Source organism: Umezakia ovalisporum Ak1311 (assembly GCF_029891685.1).
GTDB lineage: Bacteria > Cyanobacteriota > Cyanobacteriia > Cyanobacteriales > Nostocaceae > Umezakia > Umezakia ovalisporum.
Genome location: NZ_JANQDJ010000069.1, coordinates 51,552 through 69,609, shown reverse-complemented (window position 1 = coordinate 69,609; position 18,058 = coordinate 51,552). Strand labels below are relative to the sequence as shown.

14 protein-coding genes are annotated in these 18,058 nt (G+C 40.3%); 6 read left to right on the top strand and 8 right to left on the bottom strand.

The genetic code is table 11. The features are described from left to right. Window positions 1–59 precede the first annotated feature (59 nt). The gene (gene sufB, locus NWP25_RS13680; protein ID WP_280650991.1) at window positions 60–1,499 is read right to left on the bottom strand and encodes a Fe-S cluster assembly protein SufB; all 1,440 of its coding nucleotides are present in this window, start codon (window positions 1,497–1,499) and stop codon (window positions 60–62) included. Window positions 1,500–1,765: 266 nt separating this feature from the next. On the opposite strand from sufB, the gene sufR reads away from it, so the two are divergent. After that, window positions 1,766–2,449 carry an iron-sulfur cluster biosynthesis transcriptional regulator SufR gene (sufR, locus tag NWP25_RS13675; RefSeq protein WP_280650990.1) on the top strand — a complete coding sequence of 228 codons (684 nt, stop codon included), beginning with the start codon at window positions 1,766–1,768 and terminating at the stop codon, window positions 2,447–2,449. Between the two features lie 96 nt (window positions 2,450–2,545). Then, window positions 2,546–2,806 (top strand): hypothetical protein, encoded by a 261-nt coding sequence (locus tag NWP25_RS13670; protein ID WP_280650989.1) that lies wholly within the window; start codon window positions 2,546–2,548, stop codon window positions 2,804–2,806. Window positions 2,807–2,925: 119 nt separating this feature from the next. Here the strand turns inward: NWP25_RS13670 and NWP25_RS13665 are convergent, their stop codons facing one another. Further along, window positions 2,926–3,552, bottom strand: a complete 627-nt coding sequence (locus NWP25_RS13665; RefSeq protein ID WP_280650988.1) for a hypothetical protein — start codon at window positions 3,550–3,552, stop codon at window positions 2,926–2,928. A 549-nt stretch (window positions 3,553–4,101) separates the two neighbouring features. On the opposite strand from NWP25_RS13665, the gene NWP25_RS13660 reads away from it, so the two are divergent. Continuing rightward, entirely contained in the window at window positions 4,102–4,782 is a 681-nt protein-coding gene (locus tag NWP25_RS13660) for a tetratricopeptide repeat protein (protein ID WP_280699601.1), read from the top strand. Between the two features lie 102 nt (window positions 4,783–4,884). Here NWP25_RS13660 and NWP25_RS13655 read toward each other — a convergent pair whose 3' ends face one another. From NWP25_RS13655 to NWP25_RS13645, 3 genes are all read right to left on the bottom strand, one after another. Further along, window positions 4,885–6,594, bottom strand: a complete 1,710-nt coding sequence (locus NWP25_RS13655) for an NAD+ synthase (RefSeq protein WP_280650986.1) — start codon at window positions 6,592–6,594, stop codon at window positions 4,885–4,887. 327 nt (window positions 6,595–6,921) lie between these two features. Continuing rightward, entirely contained in the window at window positions 6,922–7,668 is a 747-nt protein-coding gene (locus NWP25_RS13650; RefSeq protein WP_280650985.1) for an NUDIX hydrolase, read from the bottom strand. Further along, a complete protein-coding gene (locus NWP25_RS13645) occupies window positions 7,629–8,228 on the bottom strand; it encodes a nicotinate-nucleotide adenylyltransferase (protein ID WP_280651004.1) in 600 nt (199 codons plus the stop codon). Before NWP25_RS13645 ends, NWP25_RS13650 begins: the two co-directional genes overlap by 40 nt. A 624-nt stretch (window positions 8,229–8,852) precedes the next feature. Between NWP25_RS13645 and NWP25_RS13640 the strand changes: the two genes are divergently transcribed. Beyond that, on the top strand, window positions 8,853–9,056 hold the full coding sequence (locus tag NWP25_RS13640) for a hypothetical protein (protein WP_280650984.1): 204 nt from the start codon (window positions 8,853–8,855) through the stop codon (window positions 9,054–9,056). A gap of 334 nt (window positions 9,057–9,390) precedes the next feature. On the opposite strand, the gene NWP25_RS13635 is transcribed toward NWP25_RS13640, so the two are convergent. Then, on the bottom strand, window positions 9,391–10,530 hold the full coding sequence (locus NWP25_RS13635) for a hypothetical protein (protein WP_280650983.1): 1,140 nt from the start codon (window positions 10,528–10,530) through the stop codon (window positions 9,391–9,393). An 855-nt stretch (window positions 10,531–11,385) separates the two neighbouring features. Between NWP25_RS13635 and NWP25_RS13630 the strand changes: the two genes are divergently transcribed. Next, entirely contained in the window at window positions 11,386–12,318 is a 933-nt protein-coding gene (locus NWP25_RS13630; protein WP_280650982.1) for a Calx-beta domain-containing protein, read from the top strand. 142 nt (window positions 12,319–12,460) lie between these two features. Continuing rightward, window positions 12,461–12,622, top strand: a complete 162-nt coding sequence (locus NWP25_RS13625; RefSeq protein ID WP_280650981.1) for a nicotinate phosphoribosyltransferase — start codon at window positions 12,461–12,463, stop codon at window positions 12,620–12,622. 105 nt (window positions 12,623–12,727) lie between these two features. Here the strand turns inward: NWP25_RS13625 and NWP25_RS13620 are convergent, their stop codons facing one another. Both NWP25_RS13620 and drmA read right to left on the bottom strand, forming a co-directional pair. Further along, window positions 12,728–14,578, bottom strand: a complete 1,851-nt coding sequence (locus NWP25_RS13620) for a DUF1998 domain-containing protein (protein ID WP_280650980.1) — start codon at window positions 14,576–14,578, stop codon at window positions 12,728–12,730. Continuing rightward, on the bottom strand, window positions 14,575–18,054 hold the full coding sequence (drmA, locus tag NWP25_RS13615; RefSeq protein ID WP_280699599.1) for a DISARM system helicase DrmA: 3,480 nt from the start codon (window positions 18,052–18,054) through the stop codon (window positions 14,575–14,577). The genes NWP25_RS13620 and drmA overlap by 4 nt, the downstream gene beginning before the upstream one ends. Window positions 18,055–18,058: the final 4 nt, after the last annotated feature.

Here is an 18,058-nt window from a genome sequence, read left to right as displayed (position 1 = left end):
CCTTGGTGTTTTCTCTCTGCTTTTTTAGGTTATGTTGATTGGGGTTTTTTGATTGAGAATTAGCCAACACTACCTTCTAACTTGAGACTCAAGAGCTTGTCTGCTTCCACAGCAAATTCCATTGGTAGCTGATTAAAGACATCTTTACAGAATCCGCTAATCATCATGGAAATGGCATCTTCTGTAGAAATGCCTCGTTGAGCGAAATAAAACAATTGTTCTTCTCCAATTTTGGAGGTGGAAGCTTCATGCTCTACTTTGCTGGTATTATTTTGTACTTGGATATAGGGGAAAGTATTGGCATGGGCGTTATCTCCAATGAGCATGGAGTCACATTGAGAATAATTTCTCGCGCCTTTAGCGGTGGGATTGATTTTGACTAAACCACGATAACTGTTACTGGATTTACCTGCTGATATACCTTTGGAAATAATGGTGCTGCGAGTATTTTTACCGATGTGAATCATTTTTGTACCTGTGTCAGCTTGCTGCATGTTGTTAGTCAGAGCCACGGAGTAAAATTCACCTACGGAGTTATCACCTACTAATACACAGCTGGGATACTTCCAAGTAATTGCTGAACCGGTTTCTACTTGGGTCCAGGAAATTTTAGAATTAACGCCTTGACACAAGCCGCGCTTGGTAACGAAATTATAAATTCCGCCTTTACCATTTTCATCACCGGCGTACCAGTTTTGAACAGTGGAATATTTAATTTCAGCATTATCTAGGGCTACGAGTTCTACTACGGCTGCGTGTAGTTGGTTGCTGTCGTACATGGGGGCGGTACAACCTTCTAGGTAGGAAACATAGCTACCTTCATCAGCAACAATCAAGGTGCGTTCAAATTGTCCGGTATCACCGGAGTTGATGCGGAAATATGTGGACAGTTCCATTGGGCATTTTACCCCTTTGGGAATATAAACAAAAGAACCATCACTGAATACAGCACCGTTTAAAGCAGCAAAATAATTGTCGGCTGAGGGAACGACGCTACCCAGGTATTTCTGCACAAGTTCGGGATATTCTTGTAGGGCTTCGGAAATTGAACAGAATATGACTCCATCTTCCGCTAGTTTTTCTTTAAATGTGGTGGCGATGGAGACGCTGTCAAAAATCGCGTCAACGGCGACGTTGGCTAGGCGCTTTTGTTCTGATAGGGAAATACCCAGTTTTTCAAAGGTTTCTAGCAGGGTGGGATCTACTTCGTCTAGACTGTTGAGCTTGGCTTTGTTTTTTTTGGGCGCGGAATAGTAGATAATATTTTGATAGTCCACAGGGGGGTACTTGACCCTTGGCCAAGTTGGTTCCGTCATTTTTTGCCACTGGCGATAGCATTTGAGGCGAAAATTTAACATGAACTGTGGTTCGTTTTTCTTGGCGGATATTAAGCGAATAACGTCCTCGTTTAGTCCAGGAGGAATTGTGTCGGTTTCAATGTCAGTGATAAAGCCGTACTTGTAAGGTTGGTTGACTAGGGTTTTGACAGTGGCGCTCATGGGTGTTAGTGTCTTGTGTTCGGGACTAAAATCTAGAACTTTCTGAAAAAAATCTCTTTAAGGATGGGAGACGGGGAATGGATCGGATTTTTTTTCTCCTGTGGCCGCGTGCTTGTGGGGCTGTTAGAATGGGACTTGGAGGGTAAAACAACTTTCGGGTTGTTCAATTTATTTTCATTTTACGCTAAATTAACAACAACAATGTTGTTAAAGTCAAATTTTCTAAAAAAATTTTGGGGACGTTCGCGCAGCGTCTTGTGGAGAAAATGGAGATTACTCACCAGACCTCAACAAAGCAAGATATTCTGGAGTATCTGCTCAAGGGCTCACAAGCAACTGCTTTTGAGTTAGCGGAAGTTTTGGATGTCAGCAAGCAAGCCATTCGTCGTCACCTCAAAGATTTGGAGGTGGAGGGGCTAGTTTTTTATTCTTCTGTACAAGTGGGTATGGGCCGACCACAACATATCTATCAATTGAGTCGCCGGGGACGAAGTTACCTGCAACTAAGTTTAAATCACCACCAAAGCGATCGCTACGGGGAGTTTGCTGTTTCTTTGCTGGATACTTTAGCAGAAACCGTGGGACGTGACCAAGTAAGTTCAATTTTACAAAAACAGTGGGAGCGTAAAGCGGAAGAATATCGCTATCGCTTGGGTAACGGTTCACTAAAAGAGCGTGTGGCTAATTTAGTGGATTTGAGAAAAGGGGAAGGTTTTATGGCGGAGTATTACGCTGTGGAATCTTCACAGGACCATAGTTTTATTTTCATTGAACATAATTGTGCTATTTCTGATGTTGCTGAGTCTTTCCCTAGCATCTGCGGTCATGAGTTAGAAATGTTTGCTGCTGTACTACCGGATTGTCAGGTGGAGCGTACCCATTGGATTATTAATGGTGAACATCGTTGTGGTTATTTGCTGCAAGCTCGACTACAAAAATCTCATGAATAAATTTTGTTGTTAAATTTAGTTTAAATTCTGGAAGCAATAAGAGTAAATAAAAGTAAATAAAATTAAAAAACCAATTAACAAGAATTAATTAAATATATGGATGCACCTTTGCAGCAACCTTCAACACAATTCCTTTCTTTGGAAGAGTCAACACAAGTTGATGGGGCTTTGTTGTCTTCTGCAGAAAAGTTTTTAACTAGATTAACAATTTCCTCTCTGAAACTATTGAAGCATATTGCTGCGGATTACGGTGTTGCTGTGGAAGATTTGACAACACAGCAACTAATTAGTTGGTTTGAGAAGGATGCTAAAATTAGGCGAGAGGAAGGAATTGAGGCTTCATATTTAAAGTGGTAATGGTTTTTGGTTGGTTATTGGGGGCGAATAAATTCCCTTTGTGGTAATTCCTCCACCCCTTGAAGTTAAGTTGCTTCTATTTTTTTTGGTATTTTATTGTGAATTAGTGTGTGTTTGCTTTAAGTACGATAGTTGTTAGTTCGAGGGGTGCGAGCGCCCACAACTGCTCCTATGAGAGCAGCAGCTAAACTTAATAAAGAACCAAATACAAACCACCACAATGCTCTGGAAGTAGCGGCTGCAATTTGGCGAGCTTGGTTTGGGGTGATGGTGGTAGGGGGTATTGGAGCTAATGGTTGTGTTCCAGGGGGTAAACCTATGGCAAAACTGGGGGCTACAATGCCAAAAGTGCCCCATACTCCACTTGCTAATAACCAAGAACTAAGTGCAAGACTGGTGGCCCAGAGAATTGCTCCGTTGAGTAGGGCTGTGTTGCGGTTCATTGGTCCACAAGCACGAGTTGTTACCCAACCACCAACGAATAGAGAAATTAACAAGGCCAGAGTTGACCAAATTCCCACGTTACCAGCAATGTCAGGTGTTATGGTTCTGGGTGCGCCTGATGTGGCAATTGTACTTGCACCAATGGCTCCAAACAAGGAGCTTAAGATTAATTGAGTGGCTAAAGCAACTAATACACCGGCAATTATTGGCCCCCAGCGTACTCGGTCATGATATTCCGCTAATCTGGCTGGTACGTTGGGTTCATTAATAACATCTTCCCCTAGGCGATTTATGTATGACATAGTTGATTTTTCTCTCAGGTATATTCATTTCATGATTCATGCTTATGCTTAAAATTAAATTCCCAGATATGATTTTTCATATCTACCGAGGGAATGAGTTAATTACTCTATCTACAGTAGGATTAAATAAGGGTGAACCACTTAGATTTATTGATTTTTTTGACAATTATAGGCTGAAGTTTATAGAGCACTTTCCGGTGTGGTGATATACAGTATTGGCAGGGAAGATGCCCACCCCAGAAAAGCTTCATGATTATGATTTGTGCTTTATAAGAAGGAAATCTGCTGTAAGGTAATCTTATTAAGTTTTTGTGAAGTGAAGAGAAAATTAAAAAGCGTTTTTTGTGGTTGATGAAATAGAGGCATTTTGTCTATTCATGAAGAATTTGACTGTATATAATTGAGAGGTAAAATGAGATTTTTAAAATAAGACATTGGTAGTGGGGGATGGGAAATTTGATGAATGTAAATAAGTGAAGTTTTTACAACGGAAAATTTTTGTTTTAATATGTATAAAAAAAGTTCCTCTAAAAATTCAGGAAGTTTGCTGTGTATAAACACATATCAGTTTTAGTTGGTGTTGTGTGGTTGGGATTTAGTACGGTGAACATACCCTCGGTGGCTCAGGCTTCGGTACTGATGGCGCAAACCACGAACCCACAATTAAAGAGACTGTTTCAGGAAGGAGAGAAACTGGTAAAAGCTAACGACTATGATGGAGCGATCGCTATTTATCAAGAAGCGGCTGAGATAGACCCAAGGAATGCCAGAATACATTCTGGTATTGGCTACCTTTATGCACAACAAGGAAATTTTCCTTTAGCGTTGGAATCCTATGGTAGAGCCATTGCTATTAACCCTAACAATAGTGATTTTCACTATGCTATGGGTTATATTAAGGTTAACTTGAATGACATTAAGGGTGCTAAGGAATCTTACCGTCATGCTGTGCGGCTAAACCGTAATAATTTGAATGCTTATTTGGGACTGGGTATTACTCAAGCGCGGTTGGGTGATTTTACATCAGCTAGTTGGGCTTACGAAGAAGCAATTAAGTTAGACCCAAACAATCCCGAAACTTATGAGTTTATGGCTAAGATGTATAAGCAGCGAGGACAAATTGCACAGGTGAATAAATTGCTGCGAAAAGCACGTAACTTGTATGAACGGCGCAATGATTCCGCTGGGGTTAATAGAATTAATGGTATGCTGCAGGATTTAGGGGGTTAGAATTTTCACTTTAAGGTTCCCCGGTGTTGTGAACCGGGGATTTATGAAAAGGATACAGCATTTACTTGAAAAGTGCTGTAGGTTGGAAAAATGTGGTGAATGCTAATTGAGGTGTTGGGGGATGATTTGATTTTGATGGGCATTTTTAAGAATAGCCCAATCACTGGCTATGGGCATACGCCAACCTGTACCAAAGGCGCGGTCAGTAATTTTTAATCCTGGGGGAGCTTGTCGGCGTTTAAATTCAGCACCTGCGACCATTTGAATTACTCGATTAACAATTGCTGGGTTATGACCGGCGGCGACAATTTGGGTTGCTGATTGGTGGTTGTGAATGAAGCGCTCCAAAATGTCGTCTAAAATTTCGTATGGTGGTAGGGAATCTTGGTCAATTTGTCCGGGTCTGAGTTCTGCACTGGGTGGTTTAATAAAAATGTTTTCGGGAATAATTTCGCTATTTCGATTTAACCAGTGGCATAGTGAGTAGACGCGGGTTTTGGGAACATCAGCAATTACAGCCAAGCCACCGTTCATATCACCGTAAAGGGTGCAGTAACCCACGGCTATTTCAGATTTGTTGCCGGTGGATAACAACAGATAACGGAATTTGTTGGCGATGGCCATTAATAAATTACCACGAATGCGGGACTGGAGGTTTTCTTCAGCGATGCCAAATTCAGTATCAGCAAACAAATCGGCTAAGGTGTGGTCATAGCTTTGCATTAATTCGCCTATTTTTAAAATAGTAGTTTGAATACCAAGATTTTTTGCTAAGGCTAAAGCATCGTTGACAGAATGTGAAGAACTGTAAGGAGAAGGCATTAAAACACCTAGGACATTTTCTTTACCAACAGCCGCAGATGCAATAGCAGCTACTAATGCAGAATCAATTCCTCCACTTAAACCCAGGACAATTTGAGAAAAGTGACATTTGCGGGCATAATCTCGCACTCCTAACACCAAAGCTTGCCAAATTTCTTCTTCATGTGACTGATATGCAGGGACTACAGAACTCAAGTGTAAATCTCGCCTTTGCTCATCAAATTCAACTATTAGCAAATCGGTACTAAAACCATTAGCACGACAGACAATTTCACCTTGACGATTTAAGGCAAAACTGCGTCCATCAAAAATTAAATCGTCATTTCCTCCCACTTGATTGGTATAAATCATGGGTTGTCCAAAGCGTATGGCACTATGTTTGAGCATGGATTCTCGATAGTGTTGCTTACCAACGCTGTAGGGTGAAGCGGATAAGTTGACAATTATATCAACACGCAAAATTGCTAAATCAGCAATGGGATTGACAGGATAATTGCGTCTACCTAAAAAATCTTCATCGTTCCATAAATCTTCACAAATTGTCACACCAATATCAATATTGTCTATGGTGAAATAATTAGCTGTGAGCCCTGGTTCAAAATAGCGGTTTTCGTCAAATACATCATAGGTAGGTAAAAGGCGTTTGTGAAAGAATTGCTTAACTTTGCCATTTGCTAACAAAGCGATGGTGTTAAATAAACTTTTACCACCGTTGCTATGGGCTTTTAAATTGTGGGAAACGGTTCCCACCAACACCGTTAAATTTGGGGGTAAATCCGTGGCTAGGTTTTGTAATGTTATCCCCATTGCTTCCACAAAAGTAGGATTTAGTAGTAAATCCCTGGGGGGATACCCACATATAGAAAGTTCTGGTGTTAATAATAACCTAGCACCTTTAGCTGTGGCTTGGTGGGCTGCTTCTAGAATTTTTTGAGCATTTCCGGGCAAATCACCAATGATTGGATTTAGTTGAGCGACGGCTATTTTCATTATGGGTCCTAGATGTGGGATTTGACAAAAGAGATTAATGGTTCCCCTGGTTATATTTATGTTTTCCTATATTACTTAATGACCATGGCAATTTTTAAATTCTTCATCAAGAAAATAACTAAGTAAATGTGAATATAAACTTGCTGGTTGAGGTGCAAAGTTTTCTTGGGTGTAACATATTATTAAAAGTTTATGTTTATGTTGGTTTTACATATGGCAGCATTGAGGAAAGTTAGTAAAAATTTAGTTATTAGTTGTATCATTAATTATATCAATTTGACGAGGTATTTATTAAATAGTTGTACGGAATGCTCTGGAGTTGGCTGGTTAAATAAAAACTAAAGGTTTATCTTTAAAAGCAGCAAAAGCATCGGCATCAAACTTATATAAACTGGCTGGACGACCGGCACCTCTTGATACCTTAATTCCAGTATCAGATAAAAAACCTAATTTAAGTAGTCGTGCCCGAAAGTTAGAATAATCGGCAAAGTTTTCGCCTAAAACTGTAGTATATAATTGATACAAGTCATTTAATGTAAATCTAGCCGGCAACACATCAAAGGCTAGGGGACTATACTCTAATTTGTTTCGTAACCGTCTGTATCCATAGGCCAAAATTTTATTATGGTCAAAGGCTAATTGAGGTACTTCCTTAACTGGATACCAAGCAATATCACTAATTTTATCAGCAATTAGTTCTGCGTCTTCAAACCTCACCAAAGCAAAGTAACTAACTGAAAGATAACGTATCTCGTAGGTGTCATAAACTGGTTTTAAGTTGCGATGAAGTCCGCCAAAAGTGTATAGTTGCTCGAGGTAGAGATTGTTCACCTTAATTTTCTCTGCCATGGTGCGATAAGCAGCATCTTCTAAGGATTCTCCCTGGCGTACCAAAGTACCGGGAAGACTCCAAGAATTTAAAAATGGTTCTTGCTGTGCTGTGACTAACAGAACTAACAGCCGATTTTGAGCAGTGTCTACGGAAAAAATTACATTATCGACACCAACCTTAAAGTCAGCTAAAGGTTGTTGATTTAACGGAATTGATAAGTTTTTGTGGTTGTGTCCTGGCATTTGTACAAATGCTCTTGGTGAATATAGGCCATAATGGGGGGGGTGAGGGCTTGAGTGTCTCCATGTTCACGATATGCTGTGGAAGAAACATCCATACCGGTTAAAGTAGCGATGGCAATTTTGCCACCTAGATTTTCTATTGCTTCTAAGCTATGGTTAGCTATGGGATGTCCCGGACGTGGTACTACGAGCAGCTGAACTTGGTGTAACAAGTTTTCTATGCGATACCAACGGGGTAATTGAGGTAATAAGTCGGAACCAATGACTAAGGTAAACTGAGTATCGTCACCCCAACGAGATTTAGCTTTTTCCACTGTTTCCAGGGTTCTAAGGCTACTCAAATCCTGTTCTAAAGCAATATTGTGGTTGGGGGTATCCACATCTTCAATCAACAATTGCAGCATTGCGGCTCGATGTTGCAAAGGTGTTTGGTGGGATTTAAAAGGGTTATCAGCAGCCCAAACTGCTACCCAATCATAACCCTCAGATAACCATCTGAGTATTTTTTGATGTCCAGCGGTGGGTGGGTCAGCACTAGTACCAAATAAAGCAATTCTCATCATCTACCCTCACAGTGAAAAACAAATCAACTTTGCTAAATCCTAACTATCTTTGCTTTGGTTGTTGAGTCAATTTTTGCAAATTAGCAGAAAGTTTCGCCTCTACCCCAATGGGATTATGGGATGGTGGAGTTTTCTGGGTTGATACTTCCCACAGCTAGAAGCTGGGGAGAACTGTTTTTTGCCCACTTCCATTGTACAATTAGGGCAAATGTAAGAAGTCTTTCTACTATCTACTTTCTGGAAATATACGCCACCTTTGAAACAACAGTGATGCACAATGTGAAAGAATTGTTTCCTTAATGAGTTACACTGAATTGAGTAGGTAGGAGGTGGTGTATGTGGGGGATAATGTGGTCAGAATGCAATGAATAAGCATTGATTTGATATGGGGTTGATTTATAATAGACTTTAAGGCTGGTTATGGACTTTGGGGTTAATTTTTAATGGGTGTTGAAGGATTTATATTTGGTGTTTAGTTGGTTTTAGTGGAAAGTTATAGGTCAAAGAAAACACTTATTTATCACCTCCTGAAAGAAATTATACAGTATATTTATATTTTACATAAGCTCAAGGGGGAAGATAAACTCTTTGTGACTAAAGCTACAAATTCCCTACATCCCGGTGGCTAAAGCCAGGAGCTTTGGCTGGTTTTCGGGTAAATTACCTCAAAGACAATGTGGGGATTTAATGTTGTTGGAGGGTATCCACGGGGGTGCTAAAGGTTGGTTAGTTCTTTTTTATCAGTTTCGCCAAGGTATAATTAAGGGGGATGGCAAAAACACCAGGGAGAGAGTAAAAAAATGGTTGGAACAGTATTGTGAATAATCTTTGTTTGATACTTTAACCATTTGTACTATTTAATGTAATTTAACCTTGGGTGGAAGTTTTTACAGTGCCTATTTTTACAGTTACTAAATTATCTGACGGTTTTTTAAGGTTCAAATCCTTGTCAATAATCTAAAGCCTTGAATTTTTTAAAACTGCTGACCCCTGTACCTTAAATTCTAGAAATGTTGACTGTTGACTGTCCAAGTTGTGCATCGGTGATACAAAATTTGAGCAATTAATGACTTTATTCTTAATAGACAATGAACTTTATCTGGGTAAAACGCAAAAATTGTAAATTTTTATTGCAGGATTCAACACTTCTGCTTAAATTCTAGTTATTTTTTAACTTCTTGTATTCTTGAATCATGGTTTTGAAAAAATCATAATCTTCTTTGAAATTCTGGTGTTTTACTTCCCAGTTTATTTTTTTGTTTTCCACTTTAAACATATCAGGTTCTAGGTCTTCTAGATAAAAGTTCAAAGTACGTTCTTTAAGAAACTGAAAGTACTCTTCCCTTATTTCTATGGCTTTTAACCGACTATCTTTTAGTATTTTTAACCCTTTTTTATATGTAACCAACTGGTGTTGATGAGCATCAGAATCTTTGATAACTTGAGTTAATGATTCAATTTTTTGAATTTCACTATCCAAATTGTTAATTTCACTATTCATGTTAACAAATTCTTTATACAAAGTTTTTAAGTAACTTATTTCCGTAATTCTGTAGTTATTATTGGATATAATTAGTCTTCGAGGAACCATGTTAATAAAAATTGTGGATTCTATACCAATAATTGATTCTACAAAAATCTCGAATAGTTCTTTTAAATTATAATTAATATTAGTATCACCCATGGTAAACTCACCTTGATGAATTTTAAAATAAATTAAATCAAAGTTTATAGTGGATCTATCTCCATAAACTTTTAAATCATCTATTTTGAGAGGTATGTTGATAACATATAAATTGGGGTCTATTTCTACTAATCTCACTAGGCTTTTTGGTAGCCAATAGTTGATGAATTTAACAGATGTTTCACTATCTGTAATGAATAAAGGAAGAATTTCTAATATTACTTTTTTAATGGGAGTATTTTTGAATTCCTTCTCAAGACTAGTAATAAGAAGTGTGAATGTTTCTGATATTTGATTTTCATTAAATGACGGCAGAAAATGAATTACAACTGCTTTCAATAGCTGCCAAGCGAGAATATTACTAGAATTTGTATTGCATATCTTCAATATCCTATCATAATAATTACCTGCTAAAAAAGTTTGAGGATTCATGGATAAGGATTGTCTCCATAGAATCATAAAATTATCATATCCACTAGGAGAATTAGGATATTTTTCTATCTGAGATATACATTGAATTAGACTTTGCAATCGTGAATTTTCTACAATAAATCCATAATAGACAACAATACTTACAAGTACTGCTACTATAAATAACCCAATAATTACAGACATATTACCTCGACATCACATAGTTTTAAACTTTATATACATAATTATAGTCAAATATGACTAAATGTTCAGTAACTAGGTTAGCTTAGTAACAGCTTTGTTGTTAAACTAAACGGTTTAGTTTTATATAACTTTTGAACCGTTGCCACAATGCAACCACAATGTACAATAACCGTATAAGTGTTAGGGTAAAACTGGGGCAAGGACAAGATAGGTGCAAAGTTGATCACGACGTAAAGTTTTGTAAACTAGCGTCAAAGGGAGAGGGGAAATATTTCCGTCCAAAAGAAGTAGAGGCGATGCTCAAAGCAGCGCGTTGAATTGCAAGGTACAAAGTTTGAGATGCAGCGATTATTTTACTGATGTTTCCCCATGGGCTAGGTACCAATAAAGTTAAAGTATTGCAAACATAGCGGAAGAAGTATTGCAGATATTTACAATATGTTGCGGTTTTCAGTTACAGGGCATTTTATCTGAGTAGGTAGGCGGGGAAGATGCCATTAATGTCAAGTTAAGAAAAATGAATTTATGCCAAGAGTGGGAAGCTAAATGGTAAAAGTCAACACAAAGACGAAATAAATGGTGTTGAGCATTGGTGGTGACAATTAAAAGCATTCCTGAAACTATTTTCTCCAAAAACTGCATCTGGAGTCCATGGTCTAATTAAAATAGCACTTGAATTAATTAGTACTGAGCATCTCAGAAATGGGTTTACGAATTCCCGCCATTATACCTTATAAACCTCGAATTTGACATAATTTTGGTGTTTGTTGTAACATAAATTTTAGTTAAGCGGGTTGAATATGTAAATTTTCACACCGCAGACACTATTAATTTTACCAATTAAGGATTGACTTTATGGTTACCCTTGCAGGGAATTACAATACCTCTGGCTCTGCTTTGGGTGTGCAAGTATTGGGGAACTACGCCTATGTGGATGATGAGAGTGCAGGATTGCAAATTATCGATGTGAGTGAGTTTATTCCCTCAATAGGAATATTCGCCCCCACCAACATCACACAATTGGAAGGAAACATCGGAACCACCCCCTTTACCTTCACAGTGACCCGCACTGGAGACACCACAGGTATCACCACTGCTAACTGGGAAGTCACAGCTACAGGAGCCAATGGCGTTAACGCCGAGGACTTCGGGGGAAACCTCCCCACGGGTACTGTCACCTTTGCACCTGGGGAAACATCTCAGGTAATTACAGTGAATGTCAGTGGTGACACGGTGGTGGAACCGGATGAGACTTTTACTGTTACTTTATCTAACCCCAGTAACGCCACTATTAGCAACAGTACTGGTACGGGAACCATTAGTAATGAGGATACACCACCAGTGGTGAGGGATGGCCAACAAATTACATCATTAGATAATTTAATGGTCTTTCCCGGTGGTAATGTATCTATTCCCCTGTTCTACAACACCTCCACTGGTGACAACACCCTGACCGGCATTAGTCTGCGGTTGCACTACAATTCTAATGAATTGAATTTTCAAACTGTAGAAAATCTGTTTAATAACAATCTATTCGTTCCAGTGGAAGACCTAGCTGATGGTAGTAACCTAGACAAGGATTCCCAAAGCGATCGCTATATTCAATTTGGCTATGCTGACTTTGGTGGTAACTGGCCTAACCAAACCCTACCGTTAAAGTTAGGGGATTTTAAGTTTACCACCACTGAAAACTTTGCTGGAACTCAACTTAATCTTACTTCCGATAATTTAGCCCCTGATTATGGCCTAGAAGCAGACCCGATTTTAGTCAGTAAGCAGTGCTTATAGTTTATGCTTGTATTACCTTTGCGCTTGCTACATTTATGATATTAAGGTTTGTAATTTATTTACTTAAAAAGTGCTGTAAGTAACAATATTGATATTAGATTAGATACATCACTATTCAAGCGACTCGAATAAGGAGTCTTTTATGGCTATTACCAAAGTATTAGCGGAGATGACGAAATCAATTTCCGAAGGTTTGCGGATTGTAGTGACAGATGTGATGAGGATTTTTAGTCCCAGCGATGATGAGTATCCCATGATTGGTGTACAGCCTTTTAGCGGTGAAATTTATAGGAAAATAGGCTGAAAATCCTTGGGGTATTGTGGTGGAATTGTGAAAAAGTCTCTTTGTACTGGTAACCATGGATGTGGCTGTGGGTGTAAGTTCCAAGGAGATGTGAATGCAGGGATATTAGTCAAAGAACTCTGCGCCTAGTTTTTCTACGGTGGATATTACTAAGGCTCTGTCTAGAAATTCGTTGCGGCGTTCGCAGGATGTTTCTGCAATGAGCAAGCATCCGTGACAAGCACAGCCGTGTAAAAAGCGTTCTTCTTCTTCGTTATCTGGTCGGTGTTGGGCGCATACTGGGTCGTTGGAGCATAATTTTCCTTGCTCTAGGGCTAGTTCTAGATGGTGTTCAATGCGTTTACCAACTTCTACTAGTCCGCCTAATGTTCCTTCTGATCCGGATGAGCCTGTGTATAAGAGAATGCCGTAACCTGCGTTGCTGGCATAAATGCGTTCGCGGATGGAGCTAGCAGCGTAGCCACATTCTAGGGATACTGCCATAATTAGTAGGTGTGATAACGAATGGAGCATGGTATACTGAACTCCAGGGAATTTGATTTTTTGTTTTTCTTGGTCTATGCCTTTACGGGCACACCAAATGTCAAATCCTCTGGAAAGTTCTCTGGCGCGCTCTTTCACTGGGGGGCGATGAAACCAACGGTCAATTGCTTGTTGACGAAAGGCAATGAATATGCCTTCCCCTTTGTTTTCTATAGCTGGAACCCAGTTGTGTTGTGTGTCTAGGGCTGCTCGGCGGACGTTAATATCAAGTTCGCCGTCTATGTCTGGCATTTCGGCTTCAAAGCGGGTAAAGCCTACTTGAGCAATGACTTCTCGTAGGCGGTGGACTAAAACAATTCTTTCAATACAAGCAGAAAATTTGGGCTTTAGGTGATCCAAGGTGCGTGATGTGGCATAAAAGTCGCTTTCTGGTATGTCTTCGCCAACTTCCACCGGGCTGGAAAGTAGTGTTTCAATTTCTACTTGCTTAATGCTTTTAGGTATTTTTACTTGCCCGCTTTGTCGCCGTTGCACTTCTTGCCAAACTGCTTCATTGCTGAATTTTTCCAGGGCTGCGGCTACTTTGTGTTTTTTGCGCTCTTTTTGAATTTCGCTGGTGCTTTCTGCATATTGGAGAAAGTCATCATACACTGCATTGACGGCTTGTTGTAAAGGTGCATCGGAGTCAGGAAGGGAAATTACGCTGAGATGTTGAGAAAAGTAAGCGTTGCTGGCTGACCTGACTAATAAACGATTGTATTCTGGTTCGCCGGTGGATTGACGAATACAGTAAGGTTCCTGGGAACCTGGGTCAGGTTTTAGCCAGGGGCGATGGCCTTGACATGGACCTAAAACTTTACCGTTGGGGACCTTAGCATTGGCTAGGGGGCGGCGCTGTCCGCAACTTTCGCAACGGACGTAAATTTCAGCGAAATCATTACCAGAACCGGCTTCGTCTAACCACAGGGGACCTCTGCATTGTTTTTCTGTATTGGAATGTAGGAAGTAAATCCAATCAATATCGCTGATATGTCCGTTGACGCAGGCTTGGACAAAGCGGATGGGTACAACCGGGACTTTCTTTCTGCGAGAATCGAGATATTGACCATTGGTTAAATTAGACCAGGGTATTAGGGGACGGGTGCGGTATGTTTTTTTGGTTTTGGTATCTTCCCAGGTTTTTTTGACTTGGGCTAAAAACCAGGTGGGAAAGATGAAAACATCAATTCCTGTGGGGGTACCTTGAAAGTCTTGTTGGTCTATGGGGGGTGCATATAATTTGATTTCGGGAACTTGCAAAACCTCTGCAACTCTAGCTGCTAAACGTTCTTCGTGGATGAGTTTTTTTTCACCACGCCAATGACTTAAGCCACCAATTAAAACGGAATGTTTAGGTAAATCTACCATGGCACCTGGTCCAAAGGAAGAAAGCATTTGACTTTGGCGTAGTTGTCCGACTGGGGGGTTACTCATGTTTGTGATTCCTCTATTTCTTGTCCGTGGAAATTAATTAACCGTAAATTAACCATTGGTTCTACGTCGCGCAAGCTACGCTGGGCTTTGAATCTTTTTTTGATTTCTGGGGGTTGGTTATCTAGCTCTGGGTCTAGGGGGTTGAATATCAGTGGTGGTGCTTCTCCCACTTCTCGTTGATATTGGAGGCGGTTTTTTTCATCAGCAGTACTGTTCCACAGGTCGAGCAATTCTTTTACTCGTGCTGCAACTTTTTGACGTGTTTGTTCAGAATCATTTTCTTGGTTTTTACACAATTGTGCTCGTTGGGCTATGGTATCAATAACAAAATTTAATTCTTGGCGATATTTAGTAATATTGAAGGCGTGGGTGGGTGCTGTCATTCCTGGATGTCCCAGTCGGGCTAAAGCAACAGTAATGGCTGCAAGACCTCGGTCAATGGCCCGGGGTGAAAAAGGTGTGACGCTACTGGCTTCTACGTCTCGGTAGAATGTTGCGTGCCAAGCACAAAAGCGTTCATAATGGGAGCGATCGCGTGGACGATGAATGTTGAGTAAAGTAATTACTAATCCTGGTTTCTGGTCATCTCGTCCTACACGACTGGTGGCTTGGATATATTCAGCGGCTGTTTTAGGTTGACCGAGAACTACCATTAAACCGAGGCGGGTAATATCCAAACCGACGGAAATCATGTTAGTGGCTAAGACAACATCGATTTTTTCTTGTTGGCTAAAGGTTAATTCCATGCGTCGTTTTGTGTTTGCAATTTGATTCGTGGTAATACGAGAGGTTAATTCTTCTGGTTCGTCGTCTATTTCTCGGTCTGCAAATAAACCTGATGTTTCATTAACTCGCCGACGACGGCTATGGTAAGCAAGGCGAGATTTAACTTCGTCTTCAACAATTCGCCGACTACCACCAAGTTCCTGCAAGGAGTTAAAGTAGCCTAGTAAGGTCATGTAGGGGTCTGCTGGGTTTTCGGGATTTTTATTTCCTCCTAGATTTAACCATTGTTTTTGGGCTGCGCCTAATAATGCTAAATAAGTTCGTAGTAATACCACTTTAGCGCTGCGTCCTTGGGCTGCGATTCCTACATAGGTGCGGCCGTTTTTTTCAGTGATGGGGACGGTTTTGGCAAAAAATGAGTCGCGTCTGTCTGGTCCTGGTGGGGGAAATATGCTGACTTCGTTACGTCCAAATAATGCTTGAATTTGTTTGTTGGCGCGGCGAACTGTGGCGGTGGAAGCGATTATTTTGGGAAGAATTTTGTGATTGTTTTTTTGTTGGGTGGATAAAGCATCTATGGCGGTTTCGTAGAGTCCGACCATTGTTCCTAGGGGGCCAGAAATTAAATGTAATTCGTCTTGAATAATTAAATCTGGTGGTGGTAAATGATTCCCTAGAGGTTTCCCTTTGTTGAGTTGAGTAGGTCCATAGAAACCATCTTGATCATGGCGGTCTACTTTTCCAAATAATGTACCTGTTTCTCCTACCCAAGGTAACATAGCAAATTTATCCACTGTGGAAATGATAAAGCAAGGCAAGCGGCGATATATGACTTCATCCACCGCTACTATTGGTAAAGAAGAATCTCCATGAAAATCACAGCTGCGATTACAACAGGTTATTTCTAAATTAATTGGTCGCTGAGGAGTGGGTTTTAACTGAAAACAAATGGGTTTTAATTTTGTCCCACACCAAGGACAATTTTCTATGGGGATGGGTGATGGTGCTCTAGTGGAGTTGTCGCGTTCAAAAGCAATGGTTCTTTCTCTAGCGCTGTTTTCGTTTCTTTCTCCTGCTTTACCCATGCGGTTAGGGGTGGCTTTTTCTCCTACCCATAGGCCAATTTCAAATGGCCAGGTTCCCAATTGCTGAGGATTTTTACGTCTTTCTAACTCTAGGGCGCAAATCATTGTGGCTCCTCGTCCTAATTGGTCGAGAGTTAACAACCGCAGTGTATAGCGCATTAAAACGCTTACTCCAGCTGATTTGACTCCAGGATAACGGAGTCGGCGTAAAACTAGGGTAAAAGCAGCGATTCCTAAATAGGCTTCGGTTTTTCCACCGCCTGTGGGAAAAAACAATAAATCTACTACAGGGCGATGGCTGCTTTCCCCTTGGGCTATTCCTACTAAGTTCATTAGCAAAAAGGCTAATTGAAAGAGTCGCCATTGAGGTGGTGCTACTGATGAAGGGGTGATGTTTTTGTTGTGGGTGTTACGTTGGCGAATGGCTGTGGCTATGGCTTTGTTGGCCATGGAAAAAGCAGTGAATATTTGGGGGTCTTGTAATGCTAGGATACCTGCGTGGATTCGCTGGTTGGCGATTTGACAATTGCGGATAAGCAAATTAAAAGTTTCATCTTGTCCTGTGCTTTGTGTGGAAAACTCACTGGTTTGTTGAGCAATCCACTGGTTATAAGCATCTACCAGGGGAAAAAGCATTTTTTGTAATGCTTGTGGAGTGGAAGCGTGGGCTAGGGCTTCCATGTTCAGTTCTACGTTATTAACTTGGGTGGGTATGACCTTTTCTACATCAGCTTTAGGTATCCATGCGGTGCTTACTTGTTGACAGTTACCGTTAGTGTCGGTAAGAGCAATAACAGAAACATTGTGACCTACAGCATATTCATAATCGTGACGGTATTGTAAATCAGCTACGTTTTCGTCCCAATCTTCGTTGTTACCACCTCGGAGATTAGGACGGGGTACTAATGGTTGGGGAGTGTGGATGGTTAAACAAGTTTGAAAGGTGTAGGTGGTATCTTTGTTGTTTTCTGGGGTAGAAAAGCGATTATTAACCAAAAATACAGAAACGGAACCTGTACCAGGGGGTATTAAGTTATTATTACTGACGGGACGAAGGGAAACTACGAGCTGTAAGCCGTCGGTGTCTGGTATGGGAATTATTTTTGGTAATTGATTGTAGTTGGAAAATAATTCTGTTAAAGAAACAGGGATTTTTGCTTCACGGGGAATGCGTTTCCAGGAACCTGATAAATTAACTGGCTTTTGGTGGTGGGTGTTGGGGGGTTGTTTATCTGAAGAAGTTGTTTCTTTTTCATTGAGGTGGTTTTCTGTTGGGGTGGGGTTGTGTTTTAGTTCTAAATAGTCACCCCATTGAATTGTGACATCAAGGAAATTAACATTTTCTTGCAAGAGAAAGCTTAACCCAATGGAGGAAGGAAAATAAGCTTTTTTTGCAAAGGTTTTTTCAGGAATATTTTCGTCTTCACTGCTAATTTTATCTGAAATGAGGTCTATGTCATCATCGCTACTATCATCACTGCGTTGTGATATGGGTACACCATGGGGGACTAAAAAACCTGTAAGATAGTACTTTGATGGTGGTTGGTCGAGAATTTCTTCAGCATAGTCTTGGTTTTGTGGTGTGGGTCCGATGAGGTCAAGCTCTAAAAATTCAATTAAATGCGATCGCACTTGTGGGGAGGTGGTATATTTTTCTTTGTTCATTGTC